Origin of the sequence: Rhizobium sp. RCC_161_2 (assembly GCF_041355235.1) — a bacterium.
Classification (GTDB): Bacteria; Pseudomonadota; Alphaproteobacteria; order Rhizobiales; family Rhizobiaceae; genus Rhizobium.
Genome location: NZ_JBFUPL010000007.1, coordinates 45811 through 63751 on the forward strand (window position 1 = coordinate 45811; position 17941 = coordinate 63751).

19 protein-coding genes are annotated in these 17941 nt (G+C 59.3%); 4 read left to right on the forward strand and 15 right to left on the reverse strand.

What is annotated here, in order from left to right; translation table 11 throughout:
* Nucleotides 1-5 precede the first annotated feature (5 nt).
* The 9 genes from trpB to AB6803_RS18685 form a co-directional block, all read right to left on the reverse strand.
* Nucleotides 6-1220, reverse strand: a complete 1215-nt coding sequence (trpB, locus tag AB6803_RS18645) for a tryptophan synthase subunit beta (RefSeq protein ID WP_065663689.1) — start codon at nt 1218-1220, stop codon at nt 6-8.
* 2 nt (nt 1221-1222) lie between these two features.
* A complete protein-coding gene (locus AB6803_RS18650) occupies nt 1223-1891 on the reverse strand; it encodes a phosphoribosylanthranilate isomerase (protein ID WP_371110293.1) in 669 nt (222 codons plus the stop codon).
* Between the two features lie 95 nt (nt 1892-1986).
* Nucleotides 1987-2868: a reverse transcriptase family protein gene (locus AB6803_RS18655; RefSeq protein WP_371110294.1), complete on the reverse strand. Its 882-nt coding sequence runs from the start codon at nt 2866-2868 to the stop codon at nt 1987-1989.
* A complete protein-coding gene (locus tag AB6803_RS18660; RefSeq protein ID WP_371110295.1) occupies nt 2858-3277 on the reverse strand; it encodes a helix-turn-helix transcriptional regulator in 420 nt (139 codons plus the stop codon). Before AB6803_RS18660 ends, AB6803_RS18655 begins: the two co-directional genes overlap by 11 nt.
* A 528-nt stretch (nt 3278-3805) precedes the next feature.
* Entirely contained in the window at nt 3806-4567 is a 762-nt protein-coding gene (locus AB6803_RS18665; protein ID WP_371110296.1) for a M48 family metallopeptidase, read from the reverse strand.
* Nucleotides 4568-4657: 90 nt separating this feature from the next.
* Nucleotides 4658-5104 (reverse strand): DUF2852 domain-containing protein, encoded by a 447-nt coding sequence (locus tag AB6803_RS18670; RefSeq protein ID WP_371110297.1) that lies wholly within the window; start codon nt 5102-5104, stop codon nt 4658-4660.
* 161 nt (nt 5105-5265) lie between these two features.
* Complete coding sequence (locus tag AB6803_RS18675) at nt 5266-6543, reverse strand: polyhydroxyalkanoate depolymerase (protein ID WP_371110298.1); 1278 nt, start codon at nt 6541-6543, stop codon at nt 5266-5268.
* A gap of 287 nt (nt 6544-6830) precedes the next feature.
* The gene (locus AB6803_RS18680) at nt 6831-7673 is read right to left on the reverse strand and encodes a fumarylacetoacetate hydrolase family protein (RefSeq protein WP_153369381.1); all 843 of its coding nucleotides are present in this window, start codon (nt 7671-7673) and stop codon (nt 6831-6833) included.
* 131 nt (nt 7674-7804) lie between these two features.
* On the reverse strand, nt 7805-9223 hold the full coding sequence (locus AB6803_RS18685; RefSeq protein ID WP_371110299.1) for an aspartate aminotransferase family protein: 1419 nt from the start codon (nt 9221-9223) through the stop codon (nt 7805-7807).
* Between the two features lie 205 nt (nt 9224-9428).
* On the opposite strand from AB6803_RS18685, the gene AB6803_RS18690 reads away from it, so the two are divergent.
* Together AB6803_RS18690 and AB6803_RS18695 are read left to right on the forward strand one after the other, a co-directional pair.
* Nucleotides 9429-9728, forward strand: a complete 300-nt coding sequence (locus tag AB6803_RS18690; protein WP_371110300.1) for a DUF2218 domain-containing protein — start codon at nt 9429-9431, stop codon at nt 9726-9728.
* 80 nt (nt 9729-9808) lie between these two features.
* Complete coding sequence (locus AB6803_RS18695; RefSeq protein ID WP_371110301.1) at nt 9809-10408, forward strand: nitroreductase family protein; 600 nt, start codon at nt 9809-9811, stop codon at nt 10406-10408.
* A 69-nt stretch (nt 10409-10477) separates the two neighbouring features.
* Here the strand turns inward: AB6803_RS18695 and gyrB are convergent, their stop codons facing one another.
* The 5 genes from gyrB to AB6803_RS18720 form a co-directional block, all read right to left on the reverse strand.
* Nucleotides 10478-12913, reverse strand: a complete 2436-nt coding sequence (gyrB, locus tag AB6803_RS18700) for a DNA topoisomerase (ATP-hydrolyzing) subunit B (protein WP_371110302.1) — start codon at nt 12911-12913, stop codon at nt 10478-10480.
* A gap of 148 nt (nt 12914-13061) precedes the next feature.
* Nucleotides 13062-13427, reverse strand: a complete 366-nt coding sequence (locus AB6803_RS18705) for a helix-turn-helix domain-containing protein (RefSeq protein WP_371110303.1) — start codon at nt 13425-13427, stop codon at nt 13062-13064.
* Nucleotides 13424-14023, reverse strand: a complete 600-nt coding sequence (locus AB6803_RS18710; RefSeq protein ID WP_371110304.1) for a Smr/MutS family protein — start codon at nt 14021-14023, stop codon at nt 13424-13426. Before AB6803_RS18710 ends, AB6803_RS18705 begins: the two co-directional genes overlap by 4 nt.
* Entirely contained in the window at nt 14023-15141 is a 1119-nt protein-coding gene (locus AB6803_RS18715) for a murein transglycosylase A (protein ID WP_371110305.1), read from the reverse strand. Before AB6803_RS18715 ends, AB6803_RS18710 begins: the two co-directional genes overlap by 1 nt.
* Nucleotides 15138-15839: a Tim44/TimA family putative adaptor protein gene (locus AB6803_RS18720; protein ID WP_371110306.1), complete on the reverse strand. Its 702-nt coding sequence runs from the start codon at nt 15837-15839 to the stop codon at nt 15138-15140. Before AB6803_RS18720 ends, AB6803_RS18715 begins: the two co-directional genes overlap by 4 nt.
* Nucleotides 15840-16037: 198 nt before the next feature.
* Here AB6803_RS18720 and AB6803_RS18725 point away from each other — a divergent pair, with 198 nt between their 5' ends.
* Nucleotides 16038-16574: an FxsA family protein gene (locus AB6803_RS18725; protein ID WP_371110307.1), complete on the forward strand. Its 537-nt coding sequence runs from the start codon at nt 16038-16040 to the stop codon at nt 16572-16574.
* Between the two features lie 94 nt (nt 16575-16668).
* A complete protein-coding gene (gene secB / locus AB6803_RS18730) occupies nt 16669-17148 on the forward strand; it encodes a protein-export chaperone SecB (RefSeq protein ID WP_371110308.1) in 480 nt (159 codons plus the stop codon).
* Between the two features lie 76 nt (nt 17149-17224).
* Here the strand turns inward: secB and dnaQ are convergent, their stop codons facing one another.
* On the reverse strand, nt 17225-17941 hold the full coding sequence (dnaQ, locus tag AB6803_RS18735) for a DNA polymerase III subunit epsilon (protein ID WP_371110309.1): 717 nt from the start codon (nt 17939-17941) through the stop codon (nt 17225-17227).

Sequence of the window (17941 nt, forward strand, 5' to 3'; positions counted from 1 at the left end):
CTAACTCACATTCCCAAAATCTTGCCGACGGTGAAGATGTCCTTGTCGCCGCGACCGGAGAGATTCATCAGGATGATCTCGTCCTTGCCCATCTTCGGCGCGCGCTTGATAACCTCGGCGAGCGCGTGGCTCGGCTCCAGCGCCGGAATGATGCCTTCAAGCCGCGTCAGCGTCTGGAAAGCTTCCAGCGCTTCATGGTCCATGATCGGCACATATTCGGCGCGGCCGATATCGTTCAGCCAGGAATGTTCCGGGCCGATGCCGGGATAGTCGAGGCCAGCCGAAATCGAATGTCCCTCCTTGATCTGGCCATCGCCGTCCTGCAGCAGGTAGGTGCGGTTGCCGTGCAGCACGCCGGGCGAACCGGCGGTGATCGAGGCGCAATGCTCGTCGCCCTGCAGGCCCTTGCCTCCGGCTTCGACGCCGACGATCTTGACGCTCTCATCATCGAGGAAGGGATGGAAGATGCCGATCGCGTTCGAACCGCCGCCAACCGCAGCGATGACGAGATCCGGCAGGCGTCCCTCGGCTTCCAGCATCTGCTGCTTGGCTTCCGTGCCGATCACGGCCTGAAAATCGCGAACCATTTCCGGATAGGGATGCGGGCCGGCGGCCGTGCCGATCAGGTAATAGGTATCATCGACATTGGTGACCCAATCGCGAAGGGCCTCGTTCATGGCGTCCTTCAGCGTGCCGCTGCCGGCCGTTACCGGAATGACCTCGGCGCCAAGGAGCTTCATGCGGAAAACGTTCGGAGCCTGACGCTCGACATCGGTCGCGCCCATGTAGACGACGCAGGGCAGTCCGAAACGGGCGGCAACGGTCGCCGAGGCAACACCATGCTGGCCGGCGCCGGTCTCGGCGATGATGCGGGTCTTGCCCATGCGCTTGGCAAGCAGGATCTGGCCGATGCAATTGTTGATCTTGTGCGAGCCGGTATGGTTCAGCTCTTCACGCTTGAAATAGATCTTGGCGCCGCCAAGCTCGGCCGTCAGGCGCTCGGCGAAATAAAGCGGGCTCGGGCGGCCGATATAATGGGTGCCAAGCGACTTCAGCTCCGCCTGGAAGGCCGGATCATTCTTCGCCTTTTCCCATTCTTCCTGCAGGTCCAGGATCAGCGGCATCAACGTCTCAGCGACGAAGCGGCCACCATAAATACCGAAACGGCCATCCTCATCGGGACCGGCGCGGAAGGAATTCAGCTTTGGCGTCTGGTTCACTCTTAACTCCCTGCTGCCGGTTCCGGCAGGCATGCTTCTGCAACAGCGTCGAAAAATTCGTCGATCTTCTTCGGATCCTTCACACCCGGCGCGCTTTCGACGCCAGAGGAGAGATCGATGCCCGTGGCCCTGGTGGATGCCAGTGCCTGGGCGAAATTGTCCTTGTTCACGCCGCCGGACAGCATGTAGTCGACGCGATCGTCGAGCCAGCTCATCAGGCTCCAGTCGAAGGACACGCCGTTTCCGCCCGGCAACTCCGAACCAGCCGGCGGCTTGGCGTCGAACAGGAAGCGGTCGGCAATACCGATATAGGCTTCGACCCGCTTCAGATCGTCGGCGTCACGCACCGACATGGCCTTCATGACCGGCAGATTATAGACCGCTTTGATCGTCAGCACACGCTCCGGGCTTTCATTGCCATGAAGCTGGAGAATATCCGGACGCACCAGCGAGATGATCTCATCGAGATCGTCATTGGTCGGATTGACAGTTACCGCGACGATCTTCGCCTTGCCGCGAGCGCGCTCGGCAAGCTTTCCGGCACGATCGGGCTCTATATAGCGGGGGCTTTTTTCAAAGAAGATAAAACCGACATGCGTGGCGCCGCGCTCAAGCGCACGATCCATAGCTTCCGGTGTTTTCAGACCGCAAATTTTGATATCGGGGTTCATGGCAGCGGAGTGACACGAAATCGCAAAAGAGTCGAGCCTAAAGGCGACGTTGGCGGGATTTTTGCTACCAAGCGACCCCGGCGCGTATTGGGATCTCACGCATGCCGTGCGGTCGCAATCTGCGATGTTTGTGCTCTAAGTCCAGCGAGTCTCTCGAGAAGCTTTTTCCTATGAATATCTGAATGGGGCTGCTTCAGATCTCGTTCAGTCTCACGAAGTTTCTTGAGCTGGCGATTGGGAACCAAAAGCTGTTCACGATGTACGATTACTCCCGTAATCTCCGCGGGTCGATCCACAAAGTGCCGTTCTTTATGATATTGCAGACCAGCGCCATGGATCGCGCGTTTGACATCCCAGAGCACGCTTGGAGATAGCGACGCACCGGAGATTGTGACATCATCTATATAAATTGTAAGGCGATAGCCATGTACCTCGCAGTAGCCCGCAATAATTTCCCAAACGTCGGAATACGCAAAAAATGCCATTATAGGACTCAGCGGACTGCCGGTCGGCAAGTGCCCTTGATAGGTTGCTAGGTTGGCTAGAATACTCGCGACATCTTTTTCGCACTGCATGATACTAAAGAAAAACCAATAAATGCGGCGTGAAGGAGTACTTGGGAAATACTTCCTAATATCGAGGCAATGCACGACACGTTGCCCCAGGTGTTCAGCAGCATTTTTCACATAACAACGCCCCTTTACGGGGCAAAACAGATAGTCCGGTGGGGCAATCCGACTCAAGAGATTGGCAATTCTCGCCTGAACCGTCTTAAGCCGATGATGTGGGCTCTCCACTCCTCGTACACCGCCTGATTTTTTCAGTACATCAAATTCCGAGTAGAGCGCATTGGCATCTTTTGCTAGCAACTGCATCTCGCCAATAGAAAGCGCTAGAAGCGCAGCTAGTCGCTTCTTGGTCGTTAGTTTGAACAACGGCGACTGGTCAAGCGGGTAAACCTTATGATCACTGCTCATTGGTCCGCTCCGAGCGCTCTTCCATAAATTTCATTATGCTAATGATCTTCGACGCGACGAGCGTCCGGGCTTTCTCCTTAACCGCTGATTTTCCAAGATTTTCAGAAAAGAACATGATGGATGAGGCCGGAATGTCGAAAGTTGCCTCATATTTTCTCAGTAAGTCGAGAGAGGGCGCTTTGCGACCCTTTTCAATCTCCGACAAATAGGATTTCGAGATTCCAAGCTTGTATGCTGCCTCGCTCTGCTTAATGTCATGAAAAACACGGATCAGCCGAAGGGCTTCATTTAACATTGTAGCCTCCTGTTGATACAAAGCAGGGCGGCGGGCTATTCCCGTAAGATCTTGATTATCATGAGATAAACCCAAACCACATATGTGATGAGTCTTCCCAAGATTATCAAGCACGTCACCGTCTTCGGAACAATCAAGCTTTTAAGCCAACTCTTCCGAGTCTTCAGTTTCATCCGCCGTCGTTCTCGATCGATATGCTTCGATGTTTCCATCGTTTAGATCCTTTCCAAGCCACCCCAGCGGAATTGCTGGAGCGCCATCAAGGCTTGGAAACGGGGCGAGAACGGGAGACCCTGCAAGTACTCGTGCCCCGCCATCGGGGCACGTCCCTGCCGTTATGTACGAGGCACCTACCGGCGGGAAATCAGAAGGTTCTTTCCTTCCACAAGGTCCCTTGCGGGACCTCAAAGAATGATGGCTATCCCCTTTTCAGCATACGATAATCCAATATAATAAATTTCTTTTATTAGATCAACAAAATATTTGCATATAGTAAATATTTTTCGCTACTGGCGAACTCTCCGATCGAAGCGCTTGAGGGCTATGACAACGCAACAATGTTGACGCCAGCTCAATCCAAACAAGCGGACTTGCTATTTAAAAACTCCGATTTAAGCATTCAAATGCAGCGGATCGGCTCACTCAATCGAAGTCGATCGCATGCAGGTGGCTGCCGTGGCGTTTCAGCCAGGCCTTGGCCTCGTCCATCTCCGGGCAGAGCTTGCGGCAGAGCGCCCAGAAGCGCGGGCCATGGTTCATTTCGCGCAAGTGCGCGACCTCGTGGGCGGCGAGATAGTCGATGACCAGCGGCGGCGCCATGACGATGCGCCAGGAGAAGCTCAGATTTCCCTCGGACGAGCAGGAGCCCCAGCGGCTGCGGGTATCCTTCATGCTGATCGAGGAGACAGGCGCGCGGATCGCACCGGCATGCACCTTTACCAGCCTTTCCAGATCGGCCCGGGCCTCCTTCTTGAGGAAAGTGGCGATGCGCCGGCCGGCATGTTCCGGCATGCCGCTGACGCGCAGGACCGGCACGCCGTCGATAACAGTCGCCTCGGTCAAGCCGCGTAGGGTGCCGGTGTGCTCAATGCGATGGCGGATGCCGCGCAGAAGGATTTCGCCGCCGCTCCTGAGGCTGCTTTCGGTGGAGAATTTCGCGAGCTTGGTCAGCAACCAGCCCTGATGCCGGTCGAGGAAGGCGTTGACCTCACGCGCCGCAAGACCGCGCGGAATGGTCATCTTCAGCGCCCGTCCGCCCGGCTCGATGCGGAGCGTGATCCGCGTCGCCCGTTCATTCTGGCGGATCGTCAGGGGCATCAGCCGGCCGGCCACCTCCAGCGTGCGCGTTTCCGGCGCAGGCGGCTGGGGAGCGGATCGGCGGGATCTGGACAGAAGCGGAAACATGGACAGCAGTTTTATACGATTCGCTCGGGTTTCTGGCAAAGAAAAACCGGCATCGTCGGATGCCGGTTTTATTGGGAAGTTGGCTATCGATTACGGCGTCTGAAATTCCGGCGCCGGGCCGTTATCGTCATTGCGCTTGACGTTGTTGCGGTCGCGCATGAAGCGGTCGAATTCGTCCTGATCCTTGGCGCGGCGAAGCTCGCGGACATAGGTGTCGAACTCAGCACGCATTTCATCGAGCTTGCGGCGTTCTTCTTCAAGGCGCTCCAGCTCTGCACGGCGCCAATCGTCGAAGGCGACGTTGCCGGTGGTGAAATGGGCGCGGTGACGGCCGCGGTGGCGACCACAACCGGAGAAGCCGCTAAACACGCCGTCGGCCTTTTCGTTCACATCCCGTTTGAAATCCCTCAGGCGTTCGCCGAAGAGAATATAGGCTAGCATGGCGAGACCGAGCGGCCAGAAGACCACGAAGCCAAGCACCATCAGAGCAATGGTGGCCGGAGTCCAATCCGGACGAAGCAATGCTGACTGGTTCATCGTGAGGTATCCTCGCAGTAAAAAGCCGGTCCGGCCACATACCGAACCGCTGGAATCGAGATGGTAACCTCTTCGTGAGCCTTCAATGGTATTTGCCAGGGAAATCGGACAAGTGCTTGAATCCGGCCCGATAATTCAACAAAAGCTAATTCTTTGCCATCTCAGGCGGATTTGCCGCCCTTGATCACGCGCTTGATGACAGGCTTGGCTGTGCGGGCGTGCTCGCGGGTGAAGGCGATAATGCGCGGCGCGATCTCGCGGCGGAAGCGTGAACCGTTGAAGACGCCGTAATGGCCGACATCGGGCTGCAGGTAATGCATCCGCATGTCGTCGGGAATATTCGTGCAGATGGTCTGCGCCGCCCCGGTCTGGCCGACGCCGGAGATATCGTCGTTCTCTCCCTCGACCGTCAGCAGCGCCACGTTGCGGATCGCTGCGGGATCGACGCGCTGGCCGCGATGCATCAGCTCACCCTTCGGCAGCGCGTGCTTGATGAAGACCTCCTCGACCGTCTGCAGATAGAACTCCGCCGTCAGGTCCATGACCGCCAGATATTCGTCGTAGAAATCGCGGTGCTTCTCCGCCGGCTCGCCATCATTCTTGACGAGGTGCACGAAGAAGTCCTTGTGAGCGATCATGTGCCGGTCGAGGTTCATCGACATGAAGCCGGAGAGCTGCAGGAAGCCGGGATAGACCGGCCGCATGAAGCCCGGCTGCGGCCAGGGCACATTCATGACGACATTGTCGGCGAACCATTCCAGCGGCTTGTCCTTGGCGAGTTGATTGACGGCCGTCGGATTGATGCGCGTGTCGATCGGCCCGCCCATCAGCGTCATGGAGGAGGGCGACAGCGGATCGCCGGCCGCTTCCATCACCGCGGCAGCGGCCAGAACCGGCACGGAGGGCTGACAGACGGCGACGACATGGGTGTCAGGGCCGAGATGGTGCAGCATCTCGATGACATAATCGATGTAATCCTCAAGATCGAAGGTGCCTTCAGTCATCGGCACCATGCGGGCATCGATCCAGTCGGTGATGTAGATGTCGGCGCTCGGCAGCAGCGCTTCGACGGTGCCGCGCAGCAGCGTCGCATAGTGGCCAGACATCGGCGCGACGATCAGGATACGCGGATCGCTGCCATGACCGGCGGGCAGGCTGCGCTCAAAATGGATCAGATTGCAAAAGGGCTTCTTCCAGACGACCTTTTCATGGACCGAAACCGGCTTGCCGTCGATCAAAGTTTCAGGGAGCCCGAATTCCGGCTTACCATATCGCCTCGTCGTGCGCTCGAAGATCTCCAGGCTTGCCGTCATCGTGCGGCCAAGCATCGTATGGGAGAGCGGATTGAGCGGATTGGCATAGGCCAGGCGCATCATGTCGGCGGCGGCGCGGAACGGCGCCAAGGCGGCATGATTGAGTTCATAGAACTGATAAAACATCGGAAAGCGTCTCCTCTCGAGAAGCGGGTGCAAAGCCTCGAAAATCAGCGATTTCCAGAAAGCTTAAATGCGCCTTTAAGCGTTACTGCGTCCTCCGCAACGTGCTCCCCAACACGCTGCACAATCGGATAAAGACCGCTCCCCACGCGTGGCCCTCATCCCTCAAGCTAAGATAGCATTTTTTGCTGCAAGGCAACATTAATTTTGCATCGCACCAACCAGCAAAAATGCCGGGGAACGGGCTCCCCGGCATCCAGAATGGTCTCAAAACCTTAACGCACCGACTATCAGGCGTCAGCGAGGAAGGTCTGGCGCTGCGAGCCGAGGCCTTCCATGCCGAGTTCGACGACATCGCCGGCCTTCAGGAACTGCGGCGGTTTCATGCCCATGCCGACGCCCGGAGGCGTGCCGGTGGAGATGACGTCGCCCGGATGCAGCGACATGAACTGGCTGAGGTAGGAGACGAGATAGGCAACGCCATAGACCATGGTCTTGGTCGAGCCGTCCTGCATCGTCTTGCCGTTCACCTTCAGCCACATGCCGAGATTCTGCGGATCGGCGACTTCGTCCTTGGTGACGAGCCAGGGGCCGATCGGACCGAAGGTGTCGCAGGACTTGCCCTTGGTCCACTGTCCGGAACGCTCCGTCTGGAAGGCGCGTTCGGAAACGTCATGCGAGACGCAATAGCCGGCGACATAATCCAGCGCGTCGGCTTCGCTGACATATTTGGCGGTCTTGCCGATGACGACGCCAAGCTCGACTTCCCAGTCGGTCTTCTGCGAGCCGCGCGGGATCAGCACATTGTCGTTCGGGCCGACGATGGCCGAGGTCGCTTTCATGAAGATGATCGGCTCCGGCGGCACCGTAGCGCCGGTTTCGGCGGCGTGGTCGGAGAAATTCAGGCCGATGCAGATGAACTTGCCGGTGCCGGCAACGCAGGCGCCGATGCGGCCTTCAGCCAATTCCGGCAGGCTCTTCGGATCGAGCGCAGCGATTTTCGCGAGTCCGGCAGGCGAAATCGCCTCGCCGCCGATATCGGCGACATGCGCGGAAAGATCGCGGATCTTGCCATCGCTATCCAGAAGCGCCGGCTTTTCCTTGCCGGCCGCGCCAACACGCAACAATTTCATAGGTCTTCCTTCCCTGCATTTTAAAAGACGAGACTGATTTCACCATATATGAACGACTTATTCACCAGTGTCATCAATCGATTTCGGAACATAGCACGTCCTGTTTGTCCGCGCCGGAACAACAGCCTTTCCTATGTGGACGGCAAAGATCGCGCAATCTCAACAATCGTCGCAAAGGCCACATCGATGTCCTCCGCCGTCGTCTCGAACTGACCGGCCTGAAAACGGATGACCAGCCGGCCGCCGACCCGCGTCTGCGTCAGATAGATGCGGCCGTCATTGTTGATCGCAGCGACCAGGCGCTGGGTATGGCTCTCCTGAGCGACGCCGTCAGGTGCCTTATGGTCGAAAGAAAACAGCGACAGGAACGGCTCCGTGACGATCTCGAAATCCGGCTCCGCCGCCAGGCGCTTTGCCAAATCCTGCGACCAGGCGACATGATTGCGGATCATCGTCCGCAAGCCTTCAAGCCCATGATAACGCAGCAGGAACCAAAGTTTCAACGCCCGGAAACGGCGCCCAAGCGGCACCGACCATTCGGAATAATTGGTGATGCCGTCATGACCGTGGGTGCGGAGAAACTCCGGATGGATCGCCAGCGTCCGCACCAGCGATTCCGGCTCGCGGATGAACTGCACCGAACAATCGAACTGGGCGCCGAGCCATTTATGCGGATTGAAGACGATGGAATCGGCCTGCTCGACGCCCTGCCATAGCGGGCGGAATTCCGGGCAGATCATCGCCGAACCGGCCCAGGCGGCGTCGACATGCACATAAAGACCATGAGCATGCGCGACATCGACAACAGCGGCGATATCGTCGCAGGCACCGATGCTGGTGCCACCGACACAGGCGATTACGCCGGCCGGCAGCAGGCCCGCGACGCGATCCCGCTCGATTGCCGCCGCCAGTGCCTGCGGATCCATGGCGCTATTCGGGCCGCTGGAGGGGATGCGAACGAGATTGTCCGCACCGATGCCGGATATCCAGATGGCGCGATCGATCGAGGTGTGGACCTGATCGGTGGAATAGATCCGCACGGTCTTGTTGGCCGTTAGACCCTTGCTGTTACCCTGCCAGTCGAGCGCCCTTTCGCGCATCACCAGCACGGCGGCAAGCGTCGCCGTCGAGGCGGAATCCTGGATGACGCCCGTAAAACTGTCAGGCAGGCCGAGCGCCTGCCGCAGCCAGTCGACCACCTTGGTTTCGAGTTCTGTGGCCGACGGCGAGGTCTGCCAAAGCATGCATTGAGCGGCGATGGCGCTGACCAGATATTCGGCGACAACCGAGACCGGCGCCGCATTGGCTGGGAAATAGGCGAAGAAGCGCGGATGCTGCCAATGGGTCATGCCGGGCACGAGGATATCCTCAAAATCCTTGAAGATATCCTCCATGGATTCGCCGGATTCAGGTGGGGAATCAGCGATATGCGCTGCGATCTCGCCAGGTGCCGTCTGTGCCCTGACCGGCCGGTCGCGGAGCGATGCACGATAATCCGCGCCCCAATCCGCCGCCTTTTCCGACCAGCGCCGAAACTCCTCCCAGTCCATGACGGCCTCCGTTCCACCGAAACGAGGCGGACCTTAGACCGGTTTTGGGAGATGGTCGAGTATCAGAAAAGCGCGATCGCTGGCCACCGCCGAGATCGGCTCTCTCTAAAATAACGGAATGTTGAAGCAGACTGTCTACCTGGCAGAGCCGGATGCGACTATGTAGGAAAACCTGTCGTTCAAATTCCAGTTATTGGAGTGCCGCATGCCCACCTCCGTTTCATCCGTGAAAACCGATCATGCCAGCCGCTACCTGCAGCAGCTCTGCAAGCATTGGAGCCACAAATTCACCATTGAATTCAACGAGACCGCCGGCACGGTTCCCTTCAACCCCGAGACCTCGCTTGAATTGGCGGCGGATGCCTCCTCACTGCTGATGACCCTGCATGTCGAAAATCCGCAGGACCTCGACCGCATGCAGAACGTCGTGGCCGATCACCTCAAGCGCTTCGCCTTCCGCGAAGAGCTCGACGTGGTCTGGACGGCGGATACGAGCAAGGTATAGGTTTCACGCGTATCCCCCAGGGCTTGTCGTCGACCCTCCCCACAGCTCAGCGACAGCCTCCTTCAGATGAAAGACCCTTTATGACGTCCAGCAACAACCGCGAATCGCAATATCCGATCGACAAGCTCTTCCTCGACCGTTGGTCGCCGCGCGCCTATTCCAACGAAACCATGCCGGAAGCCGACCTGTTGACCATTCTGGAAGCCGCCCATTGGGCGCCGTCCGCGTCGAATCTACAGCCCTGGCGCTTCGTCTACGCACTGCGCGGCTCGGAGAACTGGGACAAGTTCTTGAGCCTGCTGATCGAATTCAACCAGGGTTGGGCGAAGTCGGCCTCCGCCTTGCTTTTCGTCGTCTCGCGCACGCATAGCGGCGAGCTTGGTTCGGCCGAACAGAAGCCCAGCTACAGCCACTCCTTCGATGCCGGCACGGCCTGGGGTTTCCTGGCGCTGCAAGCGCACCTGGCCGGTTACGCAGCCCATGGCATGGGCGGTTTCCATGTCGAGAAATCCTATGAAGTTCTCGGTATTCCCGAAGGCTTCCGCGTCGAGACGGCGGTTGCAATCGGCAAGATCGGCGACAAGAACCAGCTTCCGGAAAAGCTCCGGGAACGCGAAACCCCGAACGACCGCAAGCCGCTTTCCGAAGTTGCTTTCAACGGTATTTTCATCGCCAAGTAATTGATCTCGAAATGAAAAGGCCCGCCTGAAAACCAGGTGGGCCTTTTTCTTTCGTCGGTATTGCGACGATCAGATATCGAGGTTTGCGACGTTCAGCGCATTGTCCTGGATGAATTCGCGCCGCGGCTCAACCTCGTCGCCCATGAGGCGCGCAAACAGGCCATCGGCATCGGTCGCGTCGGGAACCCTCACCTGCAGCAGCGAGCGTGCGTTCGGATCGAGCGTCGTTTCCCAGAGCTGTTCGGCATTCATCTCGCCGAGACCCTTGTAGCGCTGCATGGTGAGGCCCTTGCGGCCGGCGGCAAAGACGGTTTCCAATAGCATGCCCGGGCCGGAAATCTCAGTCTCGCCATCCCGGCGCGCGAGCTTCGGCGGCTGGTCATAGACGTCCTTAAGGCGCGAGCCGACCTGATCGATCAGACGCGCATCCTGTGAACCGATCAGCGCCATGTCGAGAACGACGACTTCCTTGACGCCGCGCACCATGCGCTCGAAACGCAGGCCGCCTTCGCCGGTCACGGCACCGGTCCAACCACGTTCGGTTTCCTCGGCAATAATATCAAGCCGTCTCGCGACATCCTTCACCAGACCTTCGGCACGCGCCGGGTCGCTGACGAGTTCGGCGTTGAGAGCGCCGGCGATTGCCGCCTGTTCGACGACAGCGCGATTGTAGCGCGAATGCAGGTTGCCGAGCAGCGTGCGCAGGCGCAGGGCATCGAAGATGAGTTCGCGCAGATCCTCGCCGGCGCGGACTTCACCGGTGCCGAGCTTCAGGCTGGCATCGTCCAGACCCTGGCCGATCAGATATTCCTCGAATGCTTTCTCATCCTTCACGTACTGCACCGACTTGCCGCGCGTCACCTTATAGAGCGGCGGCTGGGCGATGTAGAGATGGCCGCGCTCGATGAGGTCGGGCATCTGGCGGAAGAAGAAGGTGAGTAGCAGCGTGCGAATATGGGCGCCGTCGACGTCGGCGTCCGTCATGATGATGATCTTGTGATAGCGCAGCTTGTCGGCGTTGAACTCGTCCTTGCCGATACCGGTGCCGAGCGCCGTGATCAGCGTGCCGATTTCCTGGCTCGACAGCATCTTGTCAAAACGGGCGCGCTCGACATTGAGGATCTTGCCGCGCAGCGGCAGGATCGCCTGGTTTTCGCGCGAGCGGCCCTGTTTGGCCGAACCGCCTGCCGAGTCGCCCTCGACGAGGAAGACTTCGGACTTGGCCGGATCGCGTTCGGAGCAATCAGCGAGCTTGCCGGGCAGCGAGGCGATATCGAGGGCGCCCTTGCGCCGCGTCAGTTCACGCGCCTTGCGGGCGGCTTCGCGGGCAGCGGCGGCTTCGACAACCTTGCCGACCAGCACCTTCGCATCGGCCGGATGTTCTTCCAGCCAGGTGCCGAGCGCTTCGTTGACGAGACTTTCGACCACAGGGCGTACTTCGGAGGAAACCAGCTTATCCTTGGTCTGCGAGGAGAATTTCGGGTCCGGCACCTTCACCGACAGCACCGCCGTCAGACCTTCGCGGCAGTCATCACCCGTCAGCGTCACCTTTTCCCTTTTGGTGATGCCCGATGATTCGCCGTAGGAGGTGATCTGGCGCGTCAGCGCGCCACGGAAGCCGGCCATATGCGTGCCGCCGTCGCGCTGCGGGATGTTGTTGGTGAAGCAAAGCACGTTTTCGTGGTAGCTGTCGTTCCACCACATCGCCACTTCGACGGTGATGCCGTCCTTTTCGCTGCGAATGGCGACCGGCTTGTCGACCAGCGGCTTCTTGGCGCGGTCGAGATACCTGACGAAAGCCTCAAGACCGCCGTCGTAGAGCATCTCTTCCTGCCGGACGTCGGAATGGCGCTTGTCGGTGAGCAGAATGCGGACGCCGGAGTTCAGGAACGCGAGCTCGCGCAGGCGATGCTCCAGCGTGCTATAGTCGAATTCCGTCATGGTGAAGGTTTCCGAGCTCGGCATGAAGCTGACTTCGGTACCGGTCTCACTACCGGCATCGCCGGTCACCTTCAACGGCGCGTCGGCGACGCCGTGTGTAAAGCTCATTTCGTTGATCCTGCCCTGACGGCGGATCTTCAGCTTCAGCCAGACGGACAGCGCGTTGACGACGGAAACGCCGACGCCGTGCAGACCGCCGGAGACCTTGTAGGAATTCTGGTCGAATTTACCGCCGGCATGCAGCTGGGTCATGATGACTTCAGCCGCCGAGATGCCTTCGCCGGTATGGATATCCGTCGGGATGCCGCGACCGTTGTCGGTGACCGTCACCGAACCATCCGGATTGAGCGTGACGGTGACGAGATCGGCATAACCCCCGAGCGCCTCGTCGATGGCGTTGTCGACGACTTCGTAAACCATGTGATGCAGACCGGAACCGTCATCCGTGTCGCCGATGTACATGCCGGGACGTTTGCGCACGGCGTCAAGACCCTTCAGGACCTTGATGCTGTCTGCGCCATACTCGGCATTGCCGTCGTTTTCGGTTACGGATATGTCGGTCATTTATTGAAGTCTTTCCAGTGTTTTAGAGAACACCGCCGATCGCTACCGAATCAGCAGTTTTTCTTTCCCTGAATATAGGATGTTTCGTCCGCAACTTCCAAACGGAAGGCCCCTATATGGGGTATAAAACAGGGGATTAAGGCGGTTTTCAGCCCCTTTTTCCGGCATTTTCCAGAACCAGGGACAGTTCCCCGATCGTGGTCGCATCGAGATTGCGAATCCGTCCCGCCAAGCGGTTGACAAACGCCGTATATTCCGGCGCCAGACCCGAGGTATCGACCACGACGCGCGGGTCGGAGAAGCGCGCCAGAAGGAACAATTCCTCGGCTTCATCCCAGATAATGTTGAAATATCCGGCGATGCGCTGCAGCAGATCGAAGGTCGGCGTACCGCGCTTTCCATGCTCCAGGGCGGATAAATAAGCCGGCGTAACATTCAGTGCTGCCGCCATGTCCTTCTGCGAGACACCCTTGCGCGCCCTGAGTTTCCGGACCGCTTCGCCGAAAGGAGTCACGGCCTGTCCCCCTTCGGCCGCGACAGCCGGATATAGAGGGCGCCGTCGCCGCCATGGTGCTGCGCCGCCGTCTCGTAGGAAGAAATCAGGAAGCGGAATTCCGGCTTGGAGAACCACAGCGGCACGGCCCGCTTCAAGGCGCCGTCGCTGCCCATGGAGCTGCCCTTGCCGGTGATGACGAGCACATGGCGAAGGCCGCGCTCATGCGCCCGGAACAGGAAATCCAGAAGCATCACATGCGCCTCGCTCTGGATCAGCCCGTGAAGGTCGATCCGCGCCTCCAGCGCCAGCCGGCCCTTGGCGATCTTGCGCTTGACCGGCCGCTCCAATGGATGATGCGTGCCGGACGGCTGCTTTGCTGGCAATGGCGGAGTTTGCGGATCCGCGGCTGTCGGAGTAACCCTCGCCTTTTCGGCGCGCGCGGTCTCTTCCGCCCTTGCCTCTGCCGCCAGAATGTCGTCGAAAGCCTCCATGTCGGCCTGGCGCCCGGGCATGGGCCGGGTGCTTTTCGCCACCTTGCCCCAGAGGATACGCTCATCCGTGCTGAGCTTTCGTTCTTTGCTTTTGCCTTCTGGGCTTCTGCGTTCTGGGGCCATCAGCCAAACCTCTGAGCTGCCGCCTTCGGAACCAATATATAAAAATCCGCGTCGTTGCGCACGGTACCGGCAAGCTCCCCGGCATCGTAGCCGGAACCGGTGAAGATATCGCCACGCGCCGGGCCGACGATCGCCGAACCGGTATCGAGCGCGAGCATCAGCCGCGCGAGGGGCTGGCCATCGTCGAGATGGGTCAGGCTCTCCGACTGGATGAAGAAGGGAAAGCCGAAGGTATGGATCAGCCGGTCGACCGCCAGCGAACGGCCGGCAACCAGCGGCACCTTCGCCGCTGCGATCGGCCCGAGCGCGGGATCGCTGACATCGGCCTCACGGAAAAAGATATAGGACCGGTTATGCCACAGGACCTCGTCGACTTCCTGCGGATGAGCGTAGAGCCAGTCGCGGATCGTCTGCATGGAGATCGTGGCACGGTCGAGCAGGCCACGCTCGATGAGCAGACGGCCAACGGCTGAGAAAGGGTGACCGGCCTTGGCGGCATAGGTGATACGGCCCATGCGCCCATCGGGATAGCGCAGCCGTGCAGCGCCCTGCACATGCACGAAGAAGACATCGACCTTGGACTTCGCCCAGGCGATCTCCAGACCCCTGCCCTCCAGATAACCGCGATCGATCTCACCCCGGTCGGGATAGGCGGAGATTGCCCCATCCTTCAATCTGCCGAACATGTAGGACGGATCCAGATCCGCCGGCCTGTTGGCGTCGTCGAGATCGATCAGATCATCCGGCCGGCGATAGAAGGGATAGCAATAGGTCTCGTCCCGCGTCGCGGAAACAATAATTTCCGGCTCGAAAAAGGCGGTGACGAAACCTCGGCCGCCATCGCTACGACGGATAAAAAATGGCTGGCATCGCTCCTCGAAAAAGGCACGCGCCTCGGCCGCATCACGCGGCTCGTAGCCTTCGGCATCGTCGAGAAGGGTCAGAAGATCATCGGCAGTCAGGCCGGCGGCACCGGTGCGATAGGGCTTTACGTCGCGGACATGGGTCCGACAGTCCCGCATGGCACGAAAAAGGCTGGAGGGATCATCATCCCCCCAGCCCTTCAGATCGGCGAAGGTTGCCGGCTCCAGCCTAAAATCCTTCGATGCGGTCGTCATTGTTCGGATTCGGTCGCCACGAGTTTCCAGTTGGGGTCGCGCGAGCGGCTGTCGCGGGCAAAGGTCCAGACATCGCTGATCTCCGCCACAGACTCGGCATCGCCATCGATCAGCGTACCGGCCTTGTCGTAAGTCGCCGAAATCATCTGGCTGACGATGCGCATCGTCACCAGAGCTTCCGTATCCTTCATCTCGGCGCTGACGATGTCGGCCTTGTCGATGCCGACGAAGGTGGACTTCACCTTTTCGCCCTTGGCCTCACGATCGGTGATGGCGGCATCGAAGCCTTCATAGACCTCGCGCGACAGCAGGCCCTTCAGCGCGTTACGGTCGCCATCGGCAAACGCCATGACGATCATCTCGTAAGCCATACGGGCGCCGTTGACGAATTCCTTCGGGTTGAAGCTCGGATCGGCCTTGTTCAATTCGCGCAGCGAATCATTGAGCGGCGTGCCGGCTGCCGTGAAGGCGTCGATGGCGGCGAAGCGGTCCTCATCCTCGGTCGCATCGCGGCGCGGCAAGGTCACCACCTTGCCGGCATCCGGCACAGTCGGGCCGGTAGCCTGATCGGGCGAACCATAGAGATCGCGCGGCGGCTTCTCATTCCCCGTGCGGCGGCCAAGGACGCTGCGCAGCTGAAAGAAAATCAGCACCGCCGCCACCAGGAAAAAGATCGTCACAAAGTCGTTTGCACCCATCTCGTGTCGGAACCACCATTAAAATTAAGAGTTTCATTCCCCATATAGTCCGCATCCATCTATCATTCAAATAGCGGACCGGTATCTTTATTATATGCGATGGACTAACGCTTTAGCATGATCCCCTAAAGTGTGACGCGGTTTTCGAGCCAAATCATGCTAAGTCAGAGATACGCCCGCTTTCCAGGACACCCTAACATGCGCCTATCCCTTGTTCCCATCTTCGTCTTTTTGATGCCTCTTGCCGAAATCGCCGGATTTATCGTCGTCGGCAAAATGCTTGGCGTCTGGGCGACATTGGCGCTGGTTATCCTGAGCGCACTTCTGGGCGCTGCCCTTCTTAGAATCCAGGGTATCGGCATCCTGCAGCGCATTTCGGCCGAAAGCCGCAATGGCGGCGATCCTGGCCGCGAGATGGTGCATGGCGCCATGATCGTCGTTGCCGCCTTTCTGTTGATGCTCCCGGGCTTCATTTCCGATATTATCGGCTTGCTGCTCTTCATTCCCGCCGTGCGCGAACTCGCATGGACGGTCCTGCGCAAACGTATCGTCGTTCTCGGCAGCACGCGCCCGTTCAGGCGCGGAACCGGACAAGGCCCCGGCTCGAATGCGGGTCCCGGCCCTCAGCCCCGGCCGTCGACGCCTGGCCAGGTCGTCGATCTGGACGAGACCGATTTTCATCGCGAGCCCAATCGCAACTCGCCCTGGTCGGACCGCAAGCGCCTTGAAGAGTAAGGCAAAGGGGCCGGGAATCGCCTGGGCCTTGAGGGTTGTAAGCCCTTATTCGAAATGCTAGATGGCGACACCCATTGACGTCAGAGGAAACCCCATGGCCAACGAAAACAGCAACGGCGCAGCCAGCCCGAGCCTTACCATCCTTGCTCAATACACCAAGGATCTTTCCTTCGAAAATCCAGGTGCGCCGCGCTCGCTGCAGGCCCGGGAAAACGCTCCCGATATCAACATCAATGTCAACGTCAACGCCAATCCGCTGTCGGATTCCGATTTCGACGTCGTGCTGACGCTGAATGCCGAAGCCAAGGATGGCGATCGGGTGCTCTTTCATACCGAGCTGGTCTATGGCGGCGTCTTCCGCGTTACCGGCTTCCCGCAGGAGCATATGCTGCCGCTGCTCTTCATCGAGTGCCCGCGCCTGCTGTTCCCCTTCGCCCGTCAGATCATCGCCGACATCACCCGCAATGGCGGCTTCCCGCCGCTGATGATCGACCCGATCGATTTCGCGCAGATGTTCACGCAGCGCATGGCCGAAGAACAGGCCCGTGGCCAGGTTTCCGCGGTTCCGAACTAAGCGTTCGGGCCATTCCATCGCTGGAAATGAAAATGCCCGGATCAATGTCCGGGCATTTTTTATTGTCGGCAATCCGTTAATTCGAGGCGCGGTATTTCGACCAGATGCCCTTTTCGCCAAGCTTGGCGACCAGGGCGGCGTGAGCGGCCTCTTCGGTCTCGCTCACCCTGCCCGGCAAGGGCCGGGGCCGCGCCAGAATATCCGCGACGACCTCTTCAACTTCATCATTCCGGCGCGAGCGCGCGGACTGGCCGTTGCTGCTGCCGAGGCCAAGCGCCGTCTGTCGGCCGCCGATCATTTCGATATAGACTTCAGCCAGCAATTCGGAGTCGAGAAGCGCGCCGTGGCGGGTACGGTGGGAATTGTCGATGCCGTAGCGACGGCAGAGCGCATCGAGCGAGTTCGGCCCCATCGGATGTTTGCGCCGCGCCATGGCCAACGTATCGATGACCATGTCGGGCAGGATCGGTGGCCGGCCGAGCCGGTTAAATTCAGCGTTGACGAAACCCATGTCGAAGGTGGCGTTGTGCGCGATCCACTTCGCTCCCTCGAAAAAGGCCAGGATCTCGTCGGCGACATCGGCAAAGGGTGGCTTGTCCTTCAAGGACTCGTCGGTGATGCCGTGCACGGCCAGCGCATCCGGATGAACCTTGCGGTCGCCGGGATTGATATAAAGATGCAGGGTCTTGCCGGTCGGAAAGTGATTGAAGAGTTCGATGCCGCCGATTTCGATGATGCGGTCTGCCCTGTTATCGAGCCCGGTGGTTTCCGTATCGAAGATGATCTCGCGCAT

What these genes read in the sequence shown, in the direction of transcription:
- AB6803_RS18650 (WP_371110293.1), bottom strand. Translation starts at nt 1,891, where the DNA reads ATGAACCCCGATATCAAAATTTGCGGTCTGAAAACACCGGAAGCTATG.
- AB6803_RS18655 (WP_371110294.1), bottom strand. Translation starts at nt 2,868, where the DNA reads ATGAGCAGTGATCATAAGGTTTACCCGCTTGACCAGTCGCCGTTGTTC.
- AB6803_RS18665 (WP_371110296.1), bottom strand. Translation starts at nt 4,567, where the DNA reads ATGTTTCCGCTTCTGTCCAGATCCCGCCGATCCGCTCCCCAGCCGCCT.
- AB6803_RS18670 (WP_371110297.1), bottom strand. Translation starts at nt 5,104, where the DNA reads ATGAACCAGTCAGCATTGCTTCGTCCGGATTGGACTCCGGCCACCATT.
- AB6803_RS18675 (WP_371110298.1), bottom strand. Translation starts at nt 6,543, where the DNA reads ATGTTTTATCAGTTCTATGAACTCAATCATGCCGCCTTGGCGCCGTTC.
- AB6803_RS18680 (WP_153369381.1), bottom strand. Translation starts at nt 7,673, where the DNA reads ATGAAATTGTTGCGTGTTGGCGCGGCCGGCAAGGAAAAGCCGGCGCTT.
- AB6803_RS18685 (WP_371110299.1), bottom strand. Translation starts at nt 9,223, where the DNA reads ATGGACTGGGAGGAGTTTCGGCGCTGGTCGGAAAAGGCGGCGGATTGG.
- AB6803_RS18690 (WP_371110300.1), top strand. Translation starts at nt 9,429, where the DNA reads ATGCCCACCTCCGTTTCATCCGTGAAAACCGATCATGCCAGCCGCTAC.
- AB6803_RS18695 (WP_371110301.1), top strand. Translation starts at nt 9,809, where the DNA reads ATGACGTCCAGCAACAACCGCGAATCGCAATATCCGATCGACAAGCTC.
- gyrB (WP_371110302.1), bottom strand. Translation starts at nt 12,913, where the DNA reads ATGACCGACATATCCGTAACCGAAAACGACGGCAATGCCGAGTATGGC.
- AB6803_RS18710 (WP_371110304.1), bottom strand. Translation starts at nt 14,023, where the DNA reads ATGGCCCCAGAACGCAGAAGCCCAGAAGGCAAAAGCAAAGAACGAAAG.
- AB6803_RS18715 (WP_371110305.1), bottom strand. Translation starts at nt 15,141, where the DNA reads ATGACGACCGCATCGAAGGATTTTAGGCTGGAGCCGGCAACCTTCGCC.
- AB6803_RS18720 (WP_371110306.1), bottom strand. Translation starts at nt 15,839, where the DNA reads ATGGGTGCAAACGACTTTGTGACGATCTTTTTCCTGGTGGCGGCGGTG.
- AB6803_RS18725 (WP_371110307.1), top strand. Translation starts at nt 16,038, where the DNA reads ATGCGCCTATCCCTTGTTCCCATCTTCGTCTTTTTGATGCCTCTTGCC.
- secB (WP_371110308.1), top strand. Translation starts at nt 16,669, where the DNA reads ATGGCCAACGAAAACAGCAACGGCGCAGCCAGCCCGAGCCTTACCATC.
- dnaQ (WP_371110309.1), bottom strand. Translation starts at nt 17,941, where the DNA reads ATGCGCGAGATCATCTTCGATACGGAAACCACCGGGCTCGATAACAGG.